This window comes from Nocardiopsis sp. LDBS1602, from assembly GCF_035818715.1.
GTDB lineage: Bacteria > Actinomycetota > Actinomycetes > Streptosporangiales > Streptosporangiaceae > Nocardiopsis > Nocardiopsis alba.
The window spans coordinates 34,737-50,333 of sequence record NZ_JAYLVW010000009.1 but is presented as its reverse complement, the minus strand read 5'-3'; the positions used below and the strand labels follow the sequence as shown (position 1 = coordinate 50,333).

The window sequence follows — 15,597 nt, the reverse complement described above, 5'->3', positions numbered from 1 at the left end:
CGTCATCTCTCAGCCGGGCCTCAATCGCCGTGTGACCTTGGTTGCGTAGGGTGTCCACGCACGGGAGGTGCGTGCGGTCCCCGGGGCTCTCCCCTCCATCGCTCGCCCCCGTCCCGCCGCATGCCGGGCGCCAGCCCACGGCGTGAGCGAACGCCGCGCCCCGAGTCGAGTGATCACGAGGTGGGTGCTCCATGTCCGAGGAGAGAGCGGAGCGTCGGCCACGGGCCGGCCGCGCCGCGCCGCGCTCACGGGGAGGTCGGTGATGGGCCTCCAGGCACGTCGCCTGTCGTTGTTCGGGCTGGGCGCGCTCTTCCTCCTCTATCTCCTGGGAACGCTGATCCCGGCGGGGGAGTCCACCCTGGCCGCCGAGCTGGGGCAGTGGCCGAACGCGTTGGTGGCCGGAGTCGCCGGCGGCTCTCTGCTGTACGCCTCCAAACGATGGGCCAGGACCGGCGCGGACCGGGAGGCCCATGTGGACGGGGCGGACGGTCCGGCCGCGCTGCGCTTTCTCGGACTGGCCGCGCTGGCCTGGTGCGCGGGTGCTCTTACTCACGCCATCACCCGGACCTTCAGCGCCGGGTCGGTCTTCTCGATCACTCTGGGTGATCTCTTCGCCTTGGCGGCCCTGCCACTCTTCGTGATCGGTTTCACCCGATTCGCCCCATGGCCGGGTGGTCTGCGTACGGCCATGCGCCACATCACCGACAGCTACGTGTGCGCGGCGGCGGTCTTCTCCGTCGTATGGGTCCTGCTGTTCTCGCCCCTGTACAAGGAACTGGGCGAGGGCGCCGGACTGCTCGGCTTCGCCCTGGTGTACCCGGTGGCCGACATCGTGGTGCTGTGCCTGCTCATCCCGCTCGTGTTCATGTCGCCGCACAGCACGCGGCGCGCGGTGCTGGTGGCGATCGGGGCGCTCGTGGTCATCGCCTCCTCCGACCTCATCGGCGCGGTCACCCGACTGACCGGACCGCCCGTGGCGGGCGGCGTCGAACAGCCGGTGCGCTTCCTGGGCTTCGCCCTGCTGGGCGCCCTGCCGTGGCTGGTGGAGCACCGACCGGGCGCCGAACCGCGCCGGATCACCGGGCGGGGGCTCTACCGTTTCGCCCCCGAGATCGCCGCCCTGGGAGCGGTCCTGCTGGCCACGATCGTGCTCACGGTGGGAGGCCTGAGCCTGCCGGGTGTGGCACCGGCGCTGCCGCTGGCGGCGGGCACCGCCGTGCTGGTGCTGGTGGTGCGCGTGCTGGGGATGTTGGAGGAGAACTCCACTCTCACCCGCATGGTCCGTAACCGCGAGGGGCACTTCAACGAGCTGGCCCGCAACAGCGGCGACGTCATCCTGGTCCTGGACCGCGACGGCGGCGTGTTCTACGTCAGTCCGGGGACGGCCGAGGCCTTCGGCTATCGGCTGGACGACGTCCTGGCGGCCCCGGTCACCACACTCATCCATCCCGAGGACCTCTCCCGGATCAAGGCCGTCACCGACCTGTTCGAGGAGCGGTCGAACCAGGGGGTGCACCTGCGCCTGCGCGTGCGGGCCGCCGACGGCACCTGGCGGCACACCGAGTCCACGGTCTCCCTCTACGAACAGCCGGGCGAGCCCGACCGTCTCCTGGTGACCACCCGGGACATCAGCGCCCAGGTGGCGCTCCAGGACCAGGTCGAGCACCTGACCTTCCACGACGGGGTCACCGGTCTGCCCAACCGTGCCTACCTGGAGGAGCGGGCCAGCGACGTGCTGGCGCACCGGGCGATCAACGACGAGAACACCGGCGACATCGCGCTGATCTTCCTGGACCTGGACGGGTTCACCGCCGTCAACGACTCGGCCGGACACGTGCGCGGCGACCACATGCTCGGGCAGGCCGCGCGCCGCCTGCGCGGAGAGCTGGAGTCCAACGCCACCCTGGCCCGCTGGGGCGGCGACGAGTTCGCGGTCCTGGTCGAGGACGTGCCGGAGGCCCAGCGGGTGGTCGATCTGGCCGAGCGCCTGGGGCGTGTGATCGCCTCCGAGCCCTTCCAGGTGGCCGACCGCGACATGGTGCTGACCGCGAGCATCGGGGTGGCCTTCGCCGAGCCGACCACGGACAGCGGAGAGCTGCTGCGCAACGCCGACGTGGCGATGACCAGGGCCAAGGAGCGCGGGACCGGGCACGTGGAGGTCTACGCCGCGCACATGCACGAGATGGTCGTGGCGCGGTTGGAGTTGCAGATCCGGTTGCGCCGGGCGCTCGCGGACGGCGAGTTCTTCCTGGAGTATCAGCCGATCGTGGATCTGGGCACCTCCCAGGTGACGGCTGTGGAGGCCCTGGTCCGCTGGAACCGCGACGGAGAGGTCGTGGGCCCGGACGCCTTCATCGGGGCGGCCGAGGAATCGGGTCTGATCGTGCCGCTGGGGGAGTGGATCCTGCGGGAGGCCTGCGAGAAGGTCGCCGTGTGGCGGGTCTCGGACTGGGACATCGGCCTCTCGGTGAACCTGTCCGTCAAGCAGGTGCTCTCACCCCGCTTCGTCCGGACCGTCGAAGGGGTGCTCGCGGAGACGGGGCTGTCCGCGGAGGTCCTGACCCTGGAGGTGGACGAGGAGGTCCTCTTGGAGGACGAGGGGGACGCGGTCGCCCGCCTGGGCGAGCTGCGGGAACTGGGCGTGCGCCTGGCCATCGACGACTACGGCATGGGGTACGCCTCCCTGGCCCATCTGCGCGAGTTGAGCGTGGACTCGATCAAGATCGACCCGTCCTTCATCGCCGACCTGGGGCGCGACGACACGGTCACGCTGCTCACGCACACGATCATCCAGCTCGGCCGGGATCTGGGGGTCCAGGTGGTGGCCGAGGGCATCGAACGCCCGGAACAGTTGGAGCAGCTTCGGGCGATGGGTTGCGACCACGGCCAGGGCTTCCTGGTGGCCCGCCCGATGCCGGCCGAGGGCGTGGACTCCCTCGCCGGGGGAGAGGCCGGCCCGGACCTGTGAGGGGGCGGCGTCTCTTCGGGCGGTCCGCTCCCGTTTCGGGATGAAGGGGGCGTTGGCCCCCGAAGTTCCTTTATCTGGGCAGTTCGGGAACATCATGTTAAGTGCGCCTAACGAAGGCGCCCTCGAACCCCTGTCGCGTGTTCTCCATTACATGAGACGCCCACCTGATCCTTGTTCATGCAGGTCAGATGGGGTCTGTCGAGTGCGACTCGGATTGAATGCTGATATTTGTGTCTCACTATTTGAGATAATCTGTAGTTCTGGTTGACGTGCGACCGGCACTTCGGCCAATGTTGTGAACGTGCAGAGCAACTCCCTGATTCTCGTACTTGGTCGGCGCGCAGCCCACTGAGCTACTTCTGCTGCGCGCCACCCTCGACCGCCACCCGGCGGTGGGGGTTTTTTTATTGCCGCACCAGGTCGAGAAACCGGAACCACCACCACCAGAGCCCCTGTGCCGCTCTGGGCCTCGCTGAAGGATCTTGAGATGACCGAGCAGATGACCGGCGCCCAATCGCTGATCAGGTCGCTGGAGCACGTCGGCGTTGACACCGTCTTCGGGATTCCCGGCGGCAGCATCCTCCCCGCGTACGACCCCCTCTACGACTCGGCGACGGTGCGCCACATCCTCATGCGCCACGAGCAGGGCGCGGGCCACGCGGCCGAAGGCTACGCCTACGCCACCGGGCGCCCCGGGGTGTGCATGGCCACCAGCGGGCCCGGCGCCACCAACCTCGTCACCCCGCTGGCCGACGCCCACATGGACTCGGTCCCCATGGTCGCCATCACCGGCCAGGTCGCCGCTCCCAAGATCGGCACCGACGCCTTCCAGGAAGCCGACATCTGCGGCATCACGATGCCGATCACCAAGCACAACTTCCTGGTCAAGGACGTTCGTGAGATCCCCCGGACCATCGCCGAGGCCTTCCACATCGCCTCCAGCGGGCGCCCCGGGCCGGTCCTGGTCGACATCTCCAAGGACGCTCTCCAGAACTCCACCGACTTCGTCTGGCCCGAGCGGCTCGAACTGCCCGGATACCGTCCGGTCACCAAGCCCCACGGCAAGCAGGTCCGTGAGGCGGCCCGCATGATCGCCGAGGCCAAGCGCCCGGTCCTCTACGTCGGCGGCGGCGTCCTGCGCGCCCGGGCCTCGGCCGAACTGCGCGTCCTCGCCGAGATCACCGGCGTCCCCGTCGTCACCACCCTGATGGCCCGCGGAGTCTTCCCCGACTCGCACCCGCAGTTCGTGGGCATGCCCGGCATGCACGGCGACGTCTCCGCGGTCGGCGCGCTCCAGCGGGCCGACCTGATCGTCGCCCTCGGCGCCCGCTTCGACGACCGCGTCACCGGCCGCCTCGACAGCTTCGCCCGCGACGCCAAGATCGTCCACGCCGACATCGACCCGGCCGAGATCTCCAAGAACCGTCACGCCGACGTGCCGATCGTCGGCGACTGCCGCGAGGTCCTCGCCGACCTGGTCGTGGCCGTGCGCGCCGACCAGGAGAAGGGCCGTCAGGGCGACTACGAGGCCTGGTGGGACCGGCTGAACAGGCTCCGCACCACCTACCCCAAGGGTTACGACGTCCCCGACGACGGCACCCTGTCCCCGCAGGGCGTCATCCGGCGGCTGGGCGAGATCGTCGGCCCCGAGGCCACCTACGTCGCGGGCGTCGGCCAGCACCAGATGTGGGCCGCCCAGTTCATCGACTACGAACGCCCCGGCTCGTTCGTCAACTCCGGCGGACTCGGCACCATGGGCTTCTCCGTCCCCGCCGCCCTCGGCGCCAAGGTCGGCGACCCCGACCGGGCCGTGTGGTCGGTCGACGGCGACGGCTGCTTCCAGATGACCAACCAGGAGTTGGCCACCTGCGCCGTCGAGGGCATCCCCATCAAGGTCGCGGTCGTCAACAACGGCAACCTGGGCATGGTCCGCCAGTGGCAGACCCTGTACTACGAGGGCCGCTACTCCAACACCGACCTCCAGACCGCCCCCCTGGACGAGCGGATCCGCATCCCGGACTTCGTCCGTCTCGCCGAGGCCTACGGGTGTGTCGGTCTGCGCTGCGAACGCCCCGAGGACATCGACGCCACCATCGAGAAGGCGATGTCGATCAACGACGTCCCCGTGGTCGTCGACTTCAGCGTCAACCACGACGCCATGGTCTGGCCGATGGTCGGCCCCGGCGTCAGCAACGACAACATCCAGTACGCGCGCGACATGGCGCCCGACTGGGAACACCAGGACTAGGAGAAGGCCGAACCACCATGAGCAGTCACACGCTTTCCGTTCTGGTGGAGGACACCCCCGGTATCCTCGCCCGGGCCTCCGCTCTCTTCTCCCGTCGTGGCTTCAACATCGACTCGCTCAGTGTCAGCAGCACCGAGTACACCGGACTGTCCCGGATGACGATCGTGGTCAACTGCGACCTCCACCCTTTGGAGCAGGTGACCAAACAGCTCAACAAGCTGGTCAACGTCGTCAAGATCGTGGAGATGGACACCACCGCGTCGGTGCAGCGCGAGCTGCTCCTGATCAAGGTCAAGGCCGACGCGTCCAGCCGCACACATGTGCTTCAGACGGCCGAGCTCTTCCGCGCGCACGTCGTGGACGTCAGCCCGGACGTCGTCGTCATCGAGGCCACCGGCGACCCCGAGAAGCTCGATGCCCTGGTCAAGAACCTGGAACCCTTCGGGATCCGAGAACTGGTCAAGTCAGGGCTGGTCGCCCTGGGCCGGGGACCGCGTTCGATCACCGACCGTTCACTGCGATCGGTCGAACGCAGCGCCTGAGGTGAGAGGCTGTTCGCGACACCATCGGGCAGCCCCACCCCCGAGCCCCCAAGAACGTAGAAACAAGGAGTAACCCCAAGTGGCAGCACAGATGTACTACGACGACGCCGCGGACCTCGCGCTCATCCAGGGCAAGAAGGTCGCCGTGATCGGTTACGGCAGCCAGGGCCACGCGCACGCGCTGTCGCTGCGGGACTCGGGTGTGGACGTCCGGATCGGTCTGGCCGAGGGCTCCAAGAGCCGCGGCAAGGCCGAGGAGGAGGGCCTGCGGGTCCTCACCCCCGCGGAGGCCACCCGCGAGGCCGACGTCATCATGATCCTGGTCCCGGACCACATCCAGCGCGACCTCTACACCAACGAGATCGCCCCCAACCTGGAGCCCGGGAACGCCCTGTTCTTCGCGCACGGCTTCAGCATCCGCTTCGGCCTCATCCAGGCCCCCGAGGGCGTCGACGTCGCCATGGTCGCCCCCAAGGGCCCCGGTCACCTGGTCCGTCGTCAGTACGAGGCCGGTCGCGGCGTCCCCTGCCTGGTCGCCGTCGAGAAGGACGCCAGCGGACAGGCCTGGGACCTGGCCCTGTCCTGGGCCAAGGGCATCGGCGGCACCAAGGCCGGCGTCATCAAGACCACCTTCACCGAGGAGACCGAGACCGACCTCTTCGGTGAGCAGGCCGTTCTGTGCGGCGGCACCGAGGAGCTGGTCAAGGCCGGTTTCGCGACCCTCGTCGAGGCGGGCTACCAGCCGGAGATCGCCTACTTCGAGTGCCTGCACGAGCTCAAGCTGATCGTCGACCTCATGTACGAGGGCGGCATCTCCAAGATGAACTGGTCCATCTCGGACAACGCCGAGTACGGCGGCTACACCCGCGGTCCGCGCCTGATCACCGAGCAGACCCGCGAGGAGATGCGCAAGATCCTCGGTGAGATCCAGGACGGCAGCTACGCCAAGGAGCTCATGGCCGAGTTCGACGCCGGTCAGCCCACCTTCGGCAAGCGCCGCGAGGCCGAGCAGAACGAGCAGATCGAGAAGGTGGGCGCCGAACTGCGTCCGCTGATGAGCTGGCTCAAGGCCTAGCCCGCCTGTCGGGACGACGGCCGTCGGGGAGGGGCGTGCGCCCCTCCCCGACGGCGTATGGCCGGGGAGGGTGAGACATCTTTCCCTGCGGGGCGCCCCATCCGCCCGACGGGCTTCCCTACCCCGGCGATAGACTTTGGAAAGGCCGTCACACCCGATCCGGGCAGCGCCTCCACCTGCGCGATCGGGTCGTATCCACCCGAAAAGGAACCGTTGTGACCAAACCCGTCGTACTCGTCGCGGAAAAGCTCTCGCCCGCAGGAATCGCGCTCCTCGAAGACGACTTCGAAGTGCGCCACGTTGACGGAGCGGACCGGTCCCAACTGCTTCCGGCCATCGCCGACGTCGACGCCCTGATCGTGCGCAGCGCCACCCAGGTGGACGCCGAGGCCCTCGAGGCCGCCGGCCACCTCCAGGTCGTGGCCCGCGCCGGTGTGGGCCTGGACAACGTCGACGTCGACGCCGCCACCAAGGCGGGCGTGCTCGTGGTCAACGCCCCCACCTCCAACATCATCAGCGCCGCCGAGCAGGCCATCAACCTGCTGCTCGCCAGCGCGCGCAACACCGCCCCCGCCCACAACGCCCTCGTCCACGGTGAGTGGAAGCGTTCGAAGTACACGGGTGTGGAGCTGTACGAGAAGGTCGTCGGCGTGGTCGGCCTCGGCCGGATCGGCGCCCTGGTCGCCCAACGGCTGCTGGCGTTCGGTACCAAGGTCATCGCCTACGACCCGTTCGTGCAGCCCGCCCGCGCCGCGCAGATCGGTGTGGAGATGACCACGCTGGACGACCTGCTCGAGCGCAGCGACTTCATCACCATCCACCTGCCCAAGAACAAGGACACGCTCGGCCTGATCGGCGACGAGGCGCTGTCCAAGGTCAAGCCCTCCGTGCGGATCATCAACGCCGCGCGCGGCGGCATCCTCGACGAGGACGCCCTCTACCGTGCCCTCAAGGAGGAGCGCGTGGCCGGCGCGGGCATCGACGTGTTCGCCAAGGAGCCCAACACCGACAGCCCGCTGTTCGAGTTCGAGAACGTGGTCGTCGCCCCCCACCTGGGCGCCAGCACCACCGAGGCCCAGGAGAAGGCGGGCACGCAGGTCGCCCGTTCGGTCAAGCTCGCCCTGTCCGGCGAGTTCGTGCCGGACGCGGTGAACGTCCAGGGCACCGGTGTGGCCGAGGAGATCAAGCCGGGTCTGCCGCTCACCGAGAAGCTCGGTCGGGTCTTCACCTCCCTGGCCGGCGCGCTCGCCGCCCGTATCGACGTCGAGGTGCGCGGTGAGATCGCCGCCCACGACGTCAAGGTCCTGGAGCTCGCGGCCCTCAAGGGCGTGTTCACCGACGTCGTCGAGGACCCGGTGACCTTCGTGAACGCTCCGCTTCTGGCCAAGGAACGCGGCGTCGAGGTGAACCTCGTCACCAGCGACGACAGCAGCGACTGGCGCAACCTGATCTCGGTGCGCGGCGTGCTGGCCGACGGCACCCGGGTGTCGGTGTCGGGCACGCTCACCGGCCCCCGCCAGGTCGAGAAGCTGGTGGAGATCAACAACTACACGATGGAGATCGGCCTCGACGAGCACATGGTGTTCCTCTCCTACGAGGACCGCCCCGGCATCGTCGGCAAGGTCGGCGCCCTGCTCGGCGACGCCGAGGTCAACATCGCCGGTATGCAGGTCATCCGGGACAAGGAGGGCGGCAAGGCGCTGATCGCGCTGACCGTCGACTCCGCCGTTCCGGACGAGATCCTCACGTCGATCTCCGGTGAGATCGACGCCGAGATCGCCCGTCAGATCGACCTGGAGGACTGAGTCCTCCCATGCTCCGGATCCGTCGTGCGGATCGGTTCGGGCCGTGTCTCCTTCGGGGGCACGGCCCTTCGTACATCCGGGGACGAATCTCCGTGAATGTCCAGTGCTCTCCCGCTTCCTCTCTTCCTTGATAACGCGCTGACCTGCGTGATCCTGAAGGGGATCGATGCGACGGCGCGGCCGTCGTGACGTCTCAGCGTGTGTTGGGGGGAGTCGTGCGTCGTTCACGTTCGCGTCTTCTGGTCGCAGCGGCGGGGGCTTTTTCGCTCGGAGGTTGCGGTGTCGGGTTCCTTGTCCACCGAGGGCTGCTGGGCCTGGTCCCGGCGGTGCAGTTGTCGGCGTGCGCGGCGGTACTCGCCGCGACGCTCCTGGTCGTGTTCCTGCTCCGCCGGACCGATCGTCAGGTCCGACGGTTGCGCTCCGGGCTCGATCGGCAGGTTCGGGACATCTCCGAGATCGCCGGGGAGAATCGGGCCGAACTCATCGGCCGGGCGGACGAGCTGGTCGTTCTCATGGGGCGGGTGGAGGAGCGTCTGAAGCGGGAGGCGACCCCGTGCTCCTGCGGAGCCTCCGCCGGCCGGATGGTGGTCGAGATCGAGACGGAGCGTTCGGGGGACGGCTCCCGGGTGATGTTGTGATCGCGGAGGTGTGGCGAGACGCCCTGCACCGTCGACATCCCGGTCCCCTTCTGGCCTGTCATCTGGGCTCGGGGACGGCAGGGGGGATCGACCGGGTGCGCTTCGGGCGTCGGGACACGGTGGTGGACCTGGGGCGACGGAGCGTCGACGAGGTCTTCGGACCGGACGACCCTCCCCACCCGTTCGAGCAGGTCGTGCTGGTGGTGGGGACGCCCACGGATCTGCGCCGGGCGGTCCCCGTGGTCGCCGGTCCCGTGCGCGCCGCCCGCTTCACCGTCATCGTGCGCAGGGCGGCGGAACACCTACCGCCGCCCTTTCCCATGGTCCCCGGGACCGGGCGGTGGACCGGGCTCTTGGACGCCCGGATCAAGAGGGTCCCCGACGCCGGATGGTCGGTCGAACTCCTCCTCACCCGTCCCGTGTCGTTGGCGGAGGTCGTCACCGCCCTGTCACACGGGCTGGCGGGCGGTCGTCGAGGGACGGCGACGGGACCGCTGGTGGCGGCGAGGGGGCGGGACGCGGGCGTGTGGCGTCCCGGTGACGCCCTCGCGGGCGGGATGGACGAGGTGGACGCGATCCTGGACGTGGGTACGGCCGGGGCCGAACACGATCCGGCGGAGCCCGTGACACCGAGGCTGCGCCGGTGGAGCCTGGAGGATTCGAGGTGGCGGGCCCTGGGCCGTCCCGGCGCGGTTCCGCGGCCTCGGGGCGGGTTCGAGGTCGACGACGTACCGCCTCTGGACGAGACGATGATCAACCCCACGGGGTTCGTCCAGGACACCGAGGGCCGTTCGGGACGTCTGGTCTCCCGGGAGGGCCGATGGGCCCTGGTGGTCAACGGGCGGGTGCGTCGACGCCTGCCCGACGACGGCACCGTCACCGACGCCGACATCGAGGCCGTGCGCGATCTGCGCACGATCCGGGTGGAGTGGGGACGTCACAGCGGCCCCTTGGCCTCGGTGAGGGCCGTCGCCGCGTTCGCGGCGGCGGGTGTCCCCCTGCTGGGCGACCCGGGACCGAGCTGGGCGTCCTGCCTGGGAGAACCCCTTCGTGCGCTGATGTCCTCGGTCTGTCTGAAGGACATGCGGGACCCGCTGCGCCGGGAGGAGCACAGCGTTCGTCTGCGGCGGGCGGCGTTGCGGGCCCACGGCGCCCGGGCCCGTTGGCGGCGGTTGGGAGAGATCACCGGGGTGGATCTGCCGGCGGAGCCGACGGTCTCGGTGGTGTTGTGCACCCGCAGGCCCCACATGGTGCCGTTCGCGTTGGGGCAGGTGGCCCGGCAGCGCGGTGTGGACGTGGAACTGGTCCTGGGCATGCACGGTTTCGACCTCGACGCGCCGGGGGTGGGCGAGGCGGTGGCCGACCATCGGGAACGGGGCGGACGGGTGATCGCCTACGAGGCCGATCCCGCGCTTCCGCTGGGCTCGATCCTGAACCGCGCCGTGCTCAGGGCGGGCGGCGACCTGGTCGCCAAGATGGACGACGACGACTGGTACGGGCCCGACCATCTGGCCGATCTGGTGTTGGCGCGCTCGTATTCGGGGGCCGACGTGGTGGGCAACGCCGCCGAGTTCGTCTACCTGGAGGAGCTCGACATGACGGTGCGGCTGCCCTTGGGCGAGAGCGAACGCGCGTCGCGTCGTCTCGGCGGCGGGACGCTGATGATGGACCGCAGGGTGTGGGAGGAGACCGGGGGGTTCCGCCCCATCCCGACCTCGGAGGACACGCAGTTCCTCGCCGGGGTGGAGCTCATGGGCGGTCGGCTCTATCGCACCCACGGCTGTAACTACGTGCTCCGCCGCAGGTCCGGCGGGCACACCTGGAAGGTCGGCTCGGGGTACTTCCTGAAGGGGACGGTGCGGGCGCAGTGGCCGGGATGGCGCCCCAGCGCCCTCCTGGAACCCAGCGAGCACGAGCTCGTCGGAGGTGGACGGTGACGGTCGACGTCGGCGCGTGGACGGTGCCCCGTCCGCTTCTGAGACTGAACGATCACGGGGCTCTCGAACCCCCGCCGTCGGGGGAATGGACCCCTCGGCTGGACGTGAGCGTGGTGATCCCGGCGCACGGCGGACAGGAACGGCTGGACCTGACCCTGGCGTCGCTGACCGCCCAGACCTATCCGTCGTCGCTGACCCAGGTCGTGGTGGTCGACGACGGCAGCGATCCGCCCCTGCGGTTGCCGGATCTGCGGCCGGAGAACACCGTCCTCGTGCCCTCCGGCCCCGGCGGGTGGGGGCCCGGGCACGCGGTCCGTTCCGGGATCGCGGTGGCGGACGGGACGGTCCTGCTGCGTCTGGACGCCGACATGGTGGCCTTTCGAGACCATGTGGAATCCCAGATGCGGTGGCATCACCTGGCCGACTACGTGGTGGTCATCGGTGGCCTGAGGTTCGTGGAGCACGGACCGGGCGGTCCGGGGCCGGAGGAGGTGGCGGCCGCGGTCCGCGAGGGCACCGCTCAGGGGCTGTTCGGCGACGGCGAGGAGATGGAGTGGCTGGTCGAGTCCTATCGCCGCACCGGGCGCCTGCGTCGGGCGGGGCACACGGCCTACCGGAACTTCATCGGGGCCACGAACTCGATGGGACGGGACCTGTACCGCCGTTCCGGAGGTTCCGACCCCGAGCTGGTGTTGGGGGAGGACACCCACCTGGCGTATCGGCTCGCGCGACAGGGGGCGGTCTTCCTGCCGGACCCCGACAGCGGAAGCCTGCATCTGGGGCTGCCCCAGATGCAGCGGCGGCGTGAGGAGGGCTTCCGGTATCGGGCCCCCTTCGTCGGCAACCGTCTGCCCCTGACGGCGGATCGGGAGAGGATCACCGGTCGCAGCTGGCAGGTGCCGATGGTGGACGTGGTGATGGAGATCGGCGACGTTCCGTCGGCGCTGGTGGCGGACACCGTGGACCGCCTGCTGGGCGGGACGACCACGGATCTGCGCATCACCCTGGTGGCCGATCGGCCGTGGGAGGGGCGCGGGGACGGTCTTCCCGCGTTGCGGGCCTACCTGGAGAGCGATCCGAGGACGAGGTTCCGGACGAGCCCGCCCGAACCCGATCTCGACGTGCCGTTCGTCCTGTGGACGCGCCCGGGGTTCGCGTTCGCCCCGGACGCGGTGGGCGAGATGCTGCGCCAGGCGCGGCTGACCAAGGCGGGTCTGGTCCGTGCCGCGATGCCCCGGGGCGGGCCCGAGGGTCCCAGGCTGGAGCGCCTTTCGAGTTTCGCCCGGGCACGGCATCTGGCGGAGGGGGACGCCGACGTCGACCGGCTGGTCGACGAGGTGGCCGGTGTGCGCTGGATGGACGGCACCTCCCTGCTCGACCCGGAGGAGGACGTGGAGGAGCCCGAGGAGAGGGAGGGGGCGGAGGAATGGCGGACACGCCTGGAGGAGACCGAACGGGAGGCCGCGTCGTGGCGGTCGTGCGCCGACCGGTGGAAACGCCGCCACCGGTGGTTGACCGGGACGGGGACGGGACGGCGTGTGCTCAGGGCGCTCGGTTGACGAGGGGACGGTGACCATGGACGGGGTGACGGTGGTCCCTCCGGTCGGAGGGCGCGTTCCGTACGCGGGGCTGGAGAAGGCGCGGGCGGGGACGGTGTTCGTTCCGGCCCGAGAGGACGGGACGGGACCGGCGGTGACGAGCGCGCTCGCGCCACCTCCCGAGAACACCGTGGTGGTGGGCGGGGCCGACCCCGCCGAGGTCGACGGGGCGGAACGGCCGTGGGAGGCGTGCCCGGGGGCCTCCCTGTCCTTCGCCGGGACGTGGGTCGAGGAGCTCGGGGAGCCGTACGGGGGAGACGAGACGGTCGAGGAGCTCGCCTACCGCCTGTACCAGCGCGGAGCGCGTTTCGTCGCGGGTCCCGGTCGGCGCTCGGTGACGGACGTGGAGACCGGGTTCGCCTCGGTGGACCGGATCCCCTTGGCCCCCTCGCGGAGGGCACGGCCGACCCGGACGTGGCGGGTCCCGTTCGTGGACGTCGTCGTCGACACGGCCGGAGCGTCGGCGGAGCGGGTGATGGAGACGGTCGACGCCCTGCTCATGGGCCGGACCGGCGACCTTCGGATCACCCTGGTGGGCGACTGGCGACGGTTGGGGGAGGGACGGCACACCACGATCGACGACCCGGACCTGGATCCGCGGCTGGTCCGGGAGCACTACCGCTGTGAGGGGAGGGTGCGGTTCCTGGAGGAGATCCCCGAGAGGGACCCGGACGTTCCCTTCCGTCTGTTCCCGCCGGTGGGTGTCCGACCTCGCGAGGACGCGTTGGAGCGGTTGTTCCTGATCTGCTCGGAGCGCGGACACGGACTGGTGGTCGGCGACGGCGGGTGGCGCTGGGAACGCACGGTGGTGTTCGCGCGGGCCCGTCGGGCGGGTGTGGCCGAGAGCGGTATCGACGCCCTGGTGCGGACGTACACGGTGCGGGACGGTGAGCTCTCCGAGGACGTCGATCTTCCGAGGGCGGAGGAGCGCCGGAGGCTGATGGAGGAGGCGTCGAGGAGGGCGGCCGGGGCGCGGGCCGCGGCCGAGCTCTGGGAGCGGAGGCTGTGGGCTCTGACGGGGGGCCGGTGGTCCCGGTTGCTGTTGGGCCGGCGCCCTCTCTGAGCGGCGAAGACGAAGAGGTGTCTCACATATTGAGAACCTCTGGTCATATAGTTGGACATCCGATATTCTGACGTCCTAGGAGATCGGTGGTGTCGGCCTCCGTGTCGCGCATCATGGCTCGCCGTCGCGCCCGCCCCCACCGGGGCCCGCGCGGGCGGTCCCGGCAGACGATCCCGCCGGGTGGGGCCCTGACTCCTTCGTCGTCGTGGACGTCGTCGCCCACGACCCGCGCCCGTCCGTGCCGCCCGGCCTCGACCGCCCGGGAACGGTGGGCGCTCCTCAACGTCGAACGCGAACGGCCGTTCCGTGCCTTTCGGGCCGTCGCTCACCGTACTTGGAGGATCACATGTACGACATGATCGAGTACCCGTCCACGCCCGACACCGACGACGAGATCGCTCGCGCTCTCCAGGACGCGCTCAATCGCCGTTGCTGAGACGCGAGTAGGGGGAAAGGGGCTGTGCCGGTCCGCGGGGCCGGTACAGTTGTCTCACCTACTGTTCATTCGATCTCGCCATGTGAGAAATCGCCGGTGGGGTCGCCTCCGAGTCGAAGGCAGTCCGTATGGCAGCGCGCACCGTGAAACTGGCCGTCATCCCCGGGGACGGAATCGGTCCCGAGGTCGTCGCCGAGGGCCTCAAGGTGCTGGGGGTCGTCGCCGCCCAGCACGACCTGGCCATCGAGACCACCGAGTACGAGCTGGGGGCCAGGCTCTGGCATCGCACCGGTGAGACGCTGCCCGACCCGGTCGCCGCCGAGCTGCGCGAACACGAGGCCGTCTACCTGGGCGCCGTCGGAGACCCCTCGGTCCCCAGCGGTGTCCTGGAGCGGGGGCTGCTGCTGCGCCTGCGCTTCGACTTCGACCACTACGTCAACCTGCGTCCGGTCCGGCTCTTCCCGGGGGTCGACAGCCCCTTGGCCGGTGTCTCGCCCGAGGACATCGACATGCTGGTGGTGCGCGAGGGGACCGAGGGTCCCTACGCCGGCGCCGGTGGCGTCCTGCGCAAGGGCACCCCGCACGAGATCGCCACCCAGGACAGCGTCAACACCCGTTTCGGGGTCGAGCGCGTGGTCCGCTACGCCTTCGCCAAGGCCGCCGAGCGTCCGCGTCGGCAGCTGACCCTGGTGCACAAGGACAACGTCCTGACCTACGCCGGTGAGCTGTGGAAGCGCACGGTCGAGGAGGTCGGCGCCGAATACCCGCAGGTCGCCGTGGACTATTGCCACGTCGACGCCGCCTCGATGTTCTTCGTCGACCGGCCCGGGCGCTTCGACGTGGTCGTCACCGACAACCTCTTCGGCGACATCATCACCGACATCGGCGCGGCCATCACCGGTGGTATCGGTCTGGCGGCCAGCGGTAACATCAACCCGGACAACACCTTCCCCAGCATGTTCGAGCCGGTCCACGGCTCGGCGCCCGACATCGCGGGCCAGGGCAAGGCCGACCCGACCGCCACCGTGCTGTCGGCCGCGCTCATGCTGGACCACCTGGGGGTGCCCGAGGCGGCCCGCCGGATCGAGGCGGCGGTCTCGGCCGACCTGAAGACCCGCGCCCAGAGCGACGAGGTCCGGTCCACCTCCCGTATCGGCGACGACCTCGCCGCGCGAGTAGCCGAGCAGGGCTGAGGCGACCGCTTTCGGCCCTGCCTTCACGACAGGCGCGGCCGTGGCGGGAACACCACTTCACGACCCTTGCGACGGGCGCGTCTGGAACCTCCGG

General features: G+C 70.0%; 10 protein-coding genes. All 10 read left to right on the top strand.

The window, feature by feature from the left end:
* Positions 1-262: 262 nt before the first annotated feature.
* The 10 genes from U9J66_RS21700 to U9J66_RS21655 all read left to right on the top strand — a co-directional run bounded on the left by U9J66_RS21700 (position 263) and on the right by U9J66_RS21655 (position 15,503).
* Positions 263-2,968 (top strand): GGDEF domain-containing phosphodiesterase, encoded by a 2,706-nt coding sequence (locus U9J66_RS21700; RefSeq protein ID WP_014912931.1) that lies wholly within the window; start codon positions 263-265, stop codon positions 2,966-2,968.
* 472 nt (positions 2,969-3,440) lie between these two features.
* Positions 3,441-5,216: an acetolactate synthase large subunit gene (locus tag U9J66_RS21695; RefSeq protein WP_326338609.1), complete on the top strand. Its 1,776-nt coding sequence runs from the start codon at positions 3,441-3,443 to the stop codon at positions 5,214-5,216.
* A gap of 17 nt (positions 5,217-5,233) precedes the next feature.
* Positions 5,234-5,758, top strand: a complete 525-nt coding sequence (gene ilvN, locus U9J66_RS21690; RefSeq protein WP_014910534.1) for an acetolactate synthase small subunit — start codon at positions 5,234-5,236, stop codon at positions 5,756-5,758.
* Between the two features lie 79 nt (positions 5,759-5,837).
* On the top strand, positions 5,838-6,833 hold the full coding sequence (gene ilvC, locus U9J66_RS21685; protein ID WP_014913623.1) for a ketol-acid reductoisomerase: 996 nt from the start codon (positions 5,838-5,840) through the stop codon (positions 6,831-6,833).
* 215 nt (positions 6,834-7,048) lie between these two features.
* Positions 7,049-8,638 (top strand): phosphoglycerate dehydrogenase, encoded by a 1,590-nt coding sequence (gene serA, locus U9J66_RS21680; RefSeq protein WP_014910056.1) that lies wholly within the window; start codon positions 7,049-7,051, stop codon positions 8,636-8,638.
* A 215-nt stretch (positions 8,639-8,853) separates the two neighbouring features.
* On the top strand, positions 8,854-9,276 hold the full coding sequence (locus U9J66_RS21675; protein ID WP_326338513.1) for a hypothetical protein: 423 nt from the start codon (positions 8,854-8,856) through the stop codon (positions 9,274-9,276).
* Positions 9,273-11,213 (top strand): glycosyltransferase family 2 protein, encoded by a 1,941-nt coding sequence (locus tag U9J66_RS21670; RefSeq protein WP_161111298.1) that lies wholly within the window; start codon positions 9,273-9,275, stop codon positions 11,211-11,213. The genes U9J66_RS21675 and U9J66_RS21670 overlap by 4 nt, the downstream gene beginning before the upstream one ends.
* Entirely contained in the window at positions 11,210-12,772 is a 1,563-nt protein-coding gene (locus U9J66_RS21665) for a glycosyltransferase family A protein (protein WP_042282813.1), read from the top strand. The genes U9J66_RS21670 and U9J66_RS21665 overlap by 4 nt, the downstream gene beginning before the upstream one ends.
* Positions 12,773-12,788: 16 nt before the next feature.
* On the top strand, positions 12,789-13,874 hold the full coding sequence (locus tag U9J66_RS21660; RefSeq protein ID WP_326338511.1) for a hypothetical protein: 1,086 nt from the start codon (positions 12,789-12,791) through the stop codon (positions 13,872-13,874).
* Between the two features lie 564 nt (positions 13,875-14,438).
* Positions 14,439-15,503: a 3-isopropylmalate dehydrogenase gene (locus U9J66_RS21655; RefSeq protein WP_017535465.1), complete on the top strand. Its 1,065-nt coding sequence runs from the start codon at positions 14,439-14,441 to the stop codon at positions 15,501-15,503.
* Positions 15,504-15,597: the final 94 nt, after the last annotated feature.

What these genes read in the sequence shown, in the direction of transcription:
- U9J66_RS21700 (WP_014912931.1), top strand. Translation starts at nt 263, where the DNA reads ATGGGCCTCCAGGCACGTCGCCTGTCGTTGTTCGGGCTGGGCGCGCTC.
- U9J66_RS21655 (WP_017535465.1), top strand. Translation starts at nt 14,439, where the DNA reads ATGGCAGCGCGCACCGTGAAACTGGCCGTCATCCCCGGGGACGGAATC.
- ilvN (WP_014910534.1), top strand. Translation starts at nt 5,234, where the DNA reads ATGAGCAGTCACACGCTTTCCGTTCTGGTGGAGGACACCCCCGGTATC.
- U9J66_RS21660 (WP_326338511.1), top strand. Translation starts at nt 12,789, where the DNA reads ATGGACGGGGTGACGGTGGTCCCTCCGGTCGGAGGGCGCGTTCCGTAC.